Below are 7,216 nucleotides of genomic sequence, written 5' to 3'. Positions count from 1 at the left end.
GGCGAAGGCGAAGGCGAAGGCGGAGGCGCGGGCGCTGGCGTGGGCGCTGGCGTGGGCGAAGACGAGGGCGCGGGGGTGGGCGCGGGCGCGGGGGTGGGACGCGCCGGCCGTGCGGGCGGGCCCGAGTCCGGTGCGGGCGTCGTCGGCGACGGCCCGGCCGGTTCCGGGTCCGGCTGTGGCACGGGCCCGCCCTCCGCGACCAGTGCCTCCGCTTCCGCCGGCCCCGGGACCGGCTCCGGCTTCGGCTTCGGCCCCGGTCCCGGTGCAGGCTCCGGCTCCGGTGCGGGCTCCGGCTCCGGCTCCGGAGCAGCCGTTCGCGTCGGCCGCGTGGGCTGGGAGGACCAGCCCAGATAGCCGCCGCAGTTGCCGCAGAAGTCGTCACTCTCGCCGTTGGCCGTACCGCACGCCGGGCACGAACGCATCACGTCAGCTTCCTGTCTGTTCGGGCTCTCCGGGCGGGCCCGGCAGGACCTCCACCCGGCAGGTGAGGTGGACGGGGCACGAGGCGGTGGCGACGTCCAGGACGCGGCGGGCGTCCACCGCGACGCCCTCGCGCACCGGCCAGACCCGGACGAGCAGTTCACCGGTCGGCGGCGGCGGGAGAGCCGTGCCCGGCTCGGCCGACCAGGTGGCGCCACCGCCGTCCCGGACGTCCGCGTGCACACCGCAGCAGAGCCGCAGCCGCTCGACGAGACCCCGCCGGGTGCCGCGCCACCGGTGCAGCTCGACGGCGCGCGCGACGACCGCCCGGCGCAGCTCGACCGGCCACGCCGGATCGGCCTCGACGCCCACCCAGGACGCCAGCCAGGGCAGGAAGTCGGCCGGGGCCAGCGACGGGTCGAAGTAGGCGGGCAGGTTGTCCAGGGTGGACAGGACCGGGGCCAGCACCGTGTCCAGGCCCGCCGTGAACCGCTGGGCCAGGTCGTCGTCCGCGTACAGGGCGGGCAGCAGTTCGCCGATCGGGTACCGGCTGGGCAGCCCGGGTATCGCGGCCCGGGTCATGCGACCTCACCGGCCCCGTTCGCGGTGACCACCACCTGGTGCTGGTGCGAGAAGACCAGGGCTCCGGGCGCCACGTCGATACGGTCCACCGCCGCGCCGCGCCGCCCGGTGATCGGGTCCGCCGGGAACAGCCGGACGTCCTCCACCAGACCGGCCCCCTCCACACTCTGGAGCACGGCGAAGACCTCCCCGTACTGCACGGGCCTGCCGAACGGCCACCCCCGGCCGTCCGCCCCGCCCCGCAACGGGTCGATGTGCCGGAACAGCGCCTCCAGAGCCTCCGCCCGGACCCGGTCCACGTCGCCGGGCGCGGCCACCAGCCGGGCGACGACGGTGACGCCCTGGTAGGCGGGCGGTTCCACGACCAGCCGGGTGCCGACCAGCCGCCGTTCGTCGAGCCGCTCGGTGACCGCCGCGAGCACCGGGTCCGAGGGGATCAGCTGCTCGAACCGCAGCTGCCCGTCCTCGTCGGCGACCGCGTCGGGCACCACCAGCACCCGTACCGCACCGGCCTCGCCCGCCACGGCCGGCAGGCACCGCACCCGGCGCAGCGACGGCGCGGCCTCCCGGGCGATGACCTCGTAGTCCTCGGCCGTCACCGCCCGCTCCTGCACCCGCAGGATGTTGGGCGCGCGCACCTTCGCGTTCTCCACGGTCTCCCCGTCGACCCCGCCGGTCGCCGCCTCACGGTTGTTGACGCCCGCGACGTACGGCACCGAACTGCGCAGCACGGAGATCGCTCCCCGCGCGACGTTGCCCGCCGCGCCGCCGCCCGTCCGGTAGCGCGGGACGCGCAGCTGGGCGCCCTTCTCCGGCACCGCGCCGTACGCGCGCATCGTGCCGTCCGGCTCCCGCACCTCCGGCGGGAACGCGAACTCCCCGGCGACGGCGTCGATCCGCACGTGCCGGTCACCGGGGCCGGACGCGCCGAAGTGCTCGACCGGGGTCCACACCTGCCAGCCCTCGTCGGTCGAGACCTGGACGACCAGCGGCTCCCCGTCCAGGAGCAGCGGCGCCCGGCTCACCGAGAACCGCTGCCCGGCGACGCCCTCGGACATCCCGAGGGGCACGTCGAGGACGGTCTCCGCGTGCTCCGCGGCCGCCGTGCCGCCGACCGTGAACACCTCGGCCTCCCGGATCGTCGGCGACTCCGAGTAGAACGGCTGGCCCGGCTCCGGAGCGGTGACCCGGCAGCGCAGCCACCCCGCCCGGGTCCCCGCCACGACGGACGCGGTGTGCCCGGCCGGGACGAACACGACGACCTCACCCGGCCTGTTCAGCCCGCCGGTGCTGTCGGTGCCGGTCGCACACGTCACCCAGCGGGCCCCGTCCCACGCCTCCCACACCAGCGGCGGCTGACGCGGGTCGACGCCCACGCCCTCCACCCGGCTGTCGAGGCGGACGGCGACGATGCACCGGGGCACGGCCGTCGGCAGCCCGAACAGCAGGGCGTCGCCGGGCTCCGGCCGGGCCTGGAAGCACGGGATGTCCTTGCCCGCGCCGAGCGGTCCGGTCCGGTCCGTCTGGTCGCCCGACACCGGCGCGGTGACCAGCCGGACCAGCGAACTCGGCACGATCGGCAGATCGTCGGAGGTGGAGAACACCACCGGCTCCTCGGCCTCCCCACGGGCGGTGGCGACCTCGGTGCCCGCGGGGAGGTGCACGGTCTCCGGCTGCGGCGCGGACAGCCAGAAGTCGATCTCGGCCCGCGCCACGGCGGGCGGGAACAGGGTCACGCCCAGCAGGTCGAGGAAGGCCGCGTAGTTCTTGTCCGGCACCCGGTTCAGCCGGTACAGCAACTGGTCGACCAGGTATGCGAACGTCTCGATCAGCGTGACCCCGGGGTCCGACACATTGTGGTCGGTCCACTCGGGGGAGCGCTGCTGGACGTACCGCTTGGCCTCGTCGACGAGCTGCTGGAAACGCCGGTCGTCCAGGTTGGGCGAAGGCAGGGCCATCAGCGCACTCCCGCTTCCCGAGCGGTCCCGGAGGAGCCCTCGGAAGAGCCCTCCGACGACGGGATCGTGTAGAAGGGAAAGACGAGGTTGCGCAGGTCGTTGGTGGCCCGCACGGTGTAGTGCACGTCGATGTAGAGCGTGCCCTCCTCGATGGCGTCGAACGCGATCGCCACGTCCGTCACCTCGATGCGCGGCTCCCACCGCTCCAGCGAGGTGCGGACCTCCTGGGCGATCCGCCCGGCCGTCGCCCCGTCGCCGGGCGCGAAGACGTAGTCGTGGATGCCGCAGCCGAACTCCGGACGCATCGGCCGCTCGCCCGGCGCGGTGCCGAGCACCAGGCCGATCGCCTCCTCGATCTCCCGGTCCCGCTCGACCAGCGCGATCCCGCCCGTCGGCCCGACCCGCAGCGGGAAGCCCCAGCCGCGCCCGATGAATCCGCCGCCGCTCACATCGGGCCCCCGATCAGGACGTTCGGCGCACCGCTGATGATGGGCGCGCCGCAGCTGGTCTTGTCCATCATCCGCGCGGCGGGCAGCCCGCCGATGAGCACCTGACCGGTGAGCGCGCCGGCCGGGTTGGGCATGATCACGTTGCCCGGCCCGAGCAGGGCGTGCGGAGGGATGACGCACACATGGAGGCTCCCGGTGACGGCCGCCGGCCGGCCGCCGATGAACACGGTGGCCACGGCCACCGCACCCGGGGGCGGGGTGCCGATGAGACCGCCGTGGGCGGTGCTGTCGCCCGTGCGGGCTGCGGGGGGCATGGCCGGGGTTCTCCTAGCTGTGAAAGGGATTTCGGGGCAGTCGGGCTTCGGGGCAGTCGGGAGGCGGACGGGCGGACGGGCGGACGGGCGACGGACGGGCGGTCAGTTGATTCTGATGAGTTTGGCCTTGAGGACCGCGAGCAGCCCGCCGTCGACCGTGACCCCCGTCTTGCCGTTGACGGTCACCGAGCGGCCCTTGATGTTCACGTCGCCCGTGGCTCCCGCGTCGAGCGTGATACCCGAGGCGGACAGCGTCACCGAGCTGAGTTCTCGGGTGCCGCCCCGGGCCTTCACCGTCAGTGTGATCTCGCCCTTTTTCTCGTCGAGCATCACGTCGAGCCGCTTGTCACCGCTGGCGATGCGCACCCCGGACGGGCCGCGCGGGGCGTCGAGCAGCTCCAGCCGGTTGCCCGAACGGGACACCAGAGAGCGCCGGTTGACCTTCCCGCTCGTCGGGTCGACCAGCGGGACGTCGTGCGGAGAGGGCTTGTCGACCCCGTTGTAGAGACCGCCGAGCACGTACGGGCTGTCCAGCAGTCCCTGCTCGAACCCGACCAGCACCTCGTCGTTGACCTCGGGGCTGAACACCCCGCCGCCGCCCTGGCCGCCCCACTGCACCGTACGGACCCAGTCGGTGACGTACGTGTCGTCGAGCCACGGGAACTTCAGCCGCACCCAGCCGCGTTGGCCCCTGCCCTCCTCGCGGATGTCGGTGACCACCCCGATCGCCAGACCCGGCATGCGCGGGCCGCGCGAGGGGGCGTTGCCGCCGGAGGCCAGCCCCGAGAGCGACCGGTCCGGCGAGGCGCTGACGATCACCGTCGTGCGGTAGCCGGTGTCCGGTTCGAGGACGTGGTGCGCGGCGGTCGCGGTGTAGCGGCCGGAGAAGGCGGGCCCCACGTTGCCGAGGGCCACCGGCATGCCCGCCCGCAGCTGGGGGTTCCCGTAGGCGACCGCCTCGACCTCCCCGAAGCCGGCGCTGACCGAGGCGGCCAGCGCACCGGCCACGGCCCGGGTCTCCGCCTGGGTGCGGTACGGGGTGTCGGCGATCGTCGTCCGGGAGCCCGAGCCGAACATCCTGGCCGCCGTCGACGGACTCATCCCCGGGGCGACGGTGTCGCTGCGGACGGACTGCTGCCGGGCCACCAGCCGGGTCTTGGTCTCGACGTTCCAGCCGCGCACCTCGACGCTGTCCGCCCCGTCCGCACCCGTCAGCACCGCACGCAGGGCCAGCAGGTTGTTCCCGTACTCCAGGACCATCGGGTCGCGCGTGGCGGAGGTCGTGGGCGAGGGGGCCGAGGAGGCGGGGTCCGGCTTGGTGAACTGCAGCCGCCCCTTGTCGTCCACCCGCACGGTGGCGCCGCTCTCGGCCGCGAGGTGCTGGAGGAACTCCCAGTCCGACACGTTCGGCTGGGTCACCTGCTTGTACGTGACCGGCGCGGCCTCGATCCGCCCGCAGGTCAGACCGGCGCCGGCGGCGACCTTGCGGACGATGTCCGCCGTCTTCATGTTCCGGTACGCCATGACCTTCCGGCCGCGCTGGAGCCGGTGCGCCTTGGAGAACGCCCGCACGACGGTGAACGATCCGGTGGTGTCGGTGTCCAGCTCGACCGCGGTGACCTCCCCGGTGAACAGCCGCTCGCGCGCCCGGTCCTGGACGGTGACCACCGAGATCTTCAGCGGGGTGCCCATGCCGATGCCGGTCTTGGCGAGGAAGGTGTGGTCGGGATCCCGGTACATCAGTACGGCGGTGTCGGGCAGGCCCACGTTCTCGTCGACCACGCAGCTCACCAGCTGGGTGGCCCAGGCGGCGGGCAGTTCGGCGGGCGCCTCGACGATCGGATCGGCGGCGAAGGAGCGCCCGGGGGATTCCGTCCCGCTCATCGGCCCTCCTCCGCCAGGTGGTCTTCCCGTCCGGGCACGAGGAGCTCCCTGCCGGGGGTCAACTGCATCGGGTCGTCGATGTCGTTGGCGTGCGCGATGGTCCGCCAGGCGGTGGCGTCGCCGTACTCCCGCCAGGCCAGCAGCGGCAGGCTGTCCCCGGCCACGACCCGGTGGGTGCGCCGCGCGTCCTTCGAACCCGAGGTGGGGTTCTGGCCGGCCGGGTCGACGCTCGCCTCCTCGATCGACAGGGAGCAGGTGGCGCGCAGCGGCTTCCCGTCGACGTCGAACAGGGTGTACGAGACCGAGAGGTTGGAGAGCACCCCGTCGAACGAGGTCGTCTTGGACGTCCCCCAGTCGAAGCGCACCCAGGGGCTGGCGGGCGTCTTGCGGGCCAGGCTCTTGGGCGTGGGGACACACGCGGTCATCAACTGCTCCACCGCCTTCTCCACGGAGTTGTCGTGCGTGGCGGTGGCGTCCAGGAAGACCTCCAGCGACAGGGCCCGGGGCCCGCTGCCGACGAACTCGGGCAGCGCGGACTGCCCGGCCATCCGGGACGGAGTGCGCCGCCACTCGGTGCTCTTGCTCAGCGACAGCTTCGCGGGGTTGAACTGCAACGTGAGACGGGCGAGTGTTCCGCCGGGCTTGGCGCCGACGGTCGACGGCGGTTCCATGATGGTCAGCTGGGCGCGAGCGCGGCTCGCGCGGAGAGCGGGTGACATTGCGTTCCTCCTTCCTTCGTCGTCCTGTCGTCCTGACCGGAAGCGCTGCTTCCGGTCAGGAGGGCTCCAGACCCTCGTGCGCGATCTCCAGCGTCTCGATCGCCGCCTGGGAGTTGGCCGGATCGAAGGAGGGCCCCTGCCAGCGCACCGGCACGATGCCGTGCACCTGCCAGCTGACGATCCGGCTGAGGTTGGGACGCAGCGCGACGATTTCGCCGTCCTTGGGTTCGACCCGCTGGATCGTCTCGTTCAGCCAGCGCGCGATCTTGAGGGTGTCGGCGGTCACCGGGCGGGTCAGCGTGATGTTCGTCCAGGTGATCCGCCCCGGCAGCTGCCAGGTGAAACCGTTGTTGCCGCCCTCGGCGTACGTCTCCATCTCCACCTCGGCGCCCATGCCGGAGCAGGTGTGGAACGCGCCCAGGTCGCTGCCGCCGATCGCGAGCTTGAAGAACACGCTCGTCGCGAAGATGTTGTCCGTCATGCGTCTCTCGTCTTCTCTGCTGTCTCTCGTACGGGTCGTACGGGTCGTGCGGGGGTAAGCCGGGGCGATCGTGTCGTCAGCGGCGGCCGTCGTGCAGCCGCCCGCTGCGTTCCCGGCCCCGGCGCAGATCGGCGCGGATGAGCCGGCTCACCGGGTCGAGGAGCCGGCGGGCCAGCTCCTCGATCTCCGTTCCGCTCAGCCGGTTCGCCGGAGGAGCGTCGGAAGCGTCGTCGGAACGGGTGGCCGCCCCCGCCGCCCCGGCCGCGGGCTTCGGCGGGGCGGCCTGCACGGGAACCCCGGTGATCCCGGCGTTCGCAGCCGCCCGCTGGACCGCCTGCGCCCTGCTCTCCGGGCGACCCGCTCCGGCGGCCTGCACGGGCGCGCGGGGCGGCACGCGTACGGAGAGACC

General features: G+C 73.5%; 8 protein-coding genes and 1 pseudogene. 1 reads left to right on the top strand and 8 read right to left on the bottom strand.

The window, feature by feature from the left end:
- The coding region (locus tag CR470_RS40130) for a hypothetical protein (protein WP_218923799.1) at positions 1–354 on the top strand (354 nt) is incomplete at its 5' end.
- A gap of 72 nt (positions 355–426) precedes the next feature.
- Here CR470_RS40130 and CR470_RS34355 read toward each other — a convergent pair.
- The 8 genes and pseudogenes from CR470_RS34355 to CR470_RS34320 form a co-directional block, all read right to left on the bottom strand.
- Entirely contained in the window at positions 427–1,002 is a 576-nt protein-coding gene (locus CR470_RS34355; RefSeq protein ID WP_073866177.1) for a phage tail protein I, read from the bottom strand.
- Positions 999–2,960 carry a putative baseplate assembly protein gene (locus CR470_RS34350; protein ID WP_097871343.1) on the bottom strand — a complete coding sequence of 654 codons (1,962 nt, stop codon included), beginning with the start codon at positions 2,958–2,960 and terminating at the stop codon, positions 999–1,001. The genes CR470_RS34355 and CR470_RS34350 overlap by 4 nt, the downstream gene beginning before the upstream one ends.
- Positions 2,960–3,409 carry a GPW/gp25 family protein gene (locus CR470_RS34345; protein ID WP_097871342.1) on the bottom strand — a complete coding sequence of 150 codons (450 nt, stop codon included), beginning with the start codon at positions 3,407–3,409 and terminating at the stop codon, positions 2,960–2,962. The genes CR470_RS34350 and CR470_RS34345 overlap by 1 nt, the downstream gene beginning before the upstream one ends.
- The gene (locus CR470_RS34340; protein WP_018959944.1) at positions 3,406–3,723 is read right to left on the bottom strand and encodes a PAAR domain-containing protein; all 318 of its coding nucleotides are present in this window, start codon (positions 3,721–3,723) and stop codon (positions 3,406–3,408) included. The genes CR470_RS34345 and CR470_RS34340 overlap by 4 nt, the downstream gene beginning before the upstream one ends.
- Before the next feature lie 102 nt (positions 3,724–3,825).
- Positions 3,826–5,607 (bottom strand): VgrG-related protein, encoded by a 1,782-nt coding sequence (locus CR470_RS34335; protein WP_097871341.1) that lies wholly within the window; start codon positions 5,605–5,607, stop codon positions 3,826–3,828.
- Positions 5,604–6,326 carry a CIS tube protein gene (locus CR470_RS34330; RefSeq protein WP_097871340.1) on the bottom strand — a complete coding sequence of 241 codons (723 nt, stop codon included), beginning with the start codon at positions 6,324–6,326 and terminating at the stop codon, positions 5,604–5,606. The genes CR470_RS34335 and CR470_RS34330 overlap by 4 nt, the downstream gene beginning before the upstream one ends.
- Positions 6,327–6,381: 55 nt before the next feature.
- A complete protein-coding gene (locus CR470_RS34325; protein ID WP_097871339.1) occupies positions 6,382–6,807 on the bottom strand; it encodes a phage tail protein in 426 nt (141 codons plus the stop codon).
- A gap of 76 nt (positions 6,808–6,883) precedes the next feature.
- Positions 6,884–7,216, bottom strand: a pseudogene (locus CR470_RS34320) (hypothetical protein); the annotation flags it as partial.

The sequence above is a fragment of the Streptomyces sp. rh34 genome, assembly GCF_002551245.1.
In the GTDB taxonomy this organism is placed as follows: domain Bacteria; phylum Actinomycetota; class Actinomycetes; order Streptomycetales; family Streptomycetaceae; genus Streptomyces.
Note: the sequence above shows the minus strand (reverse complement) of the source record. Positions and strands in the feature narration are given on the sequence as shown.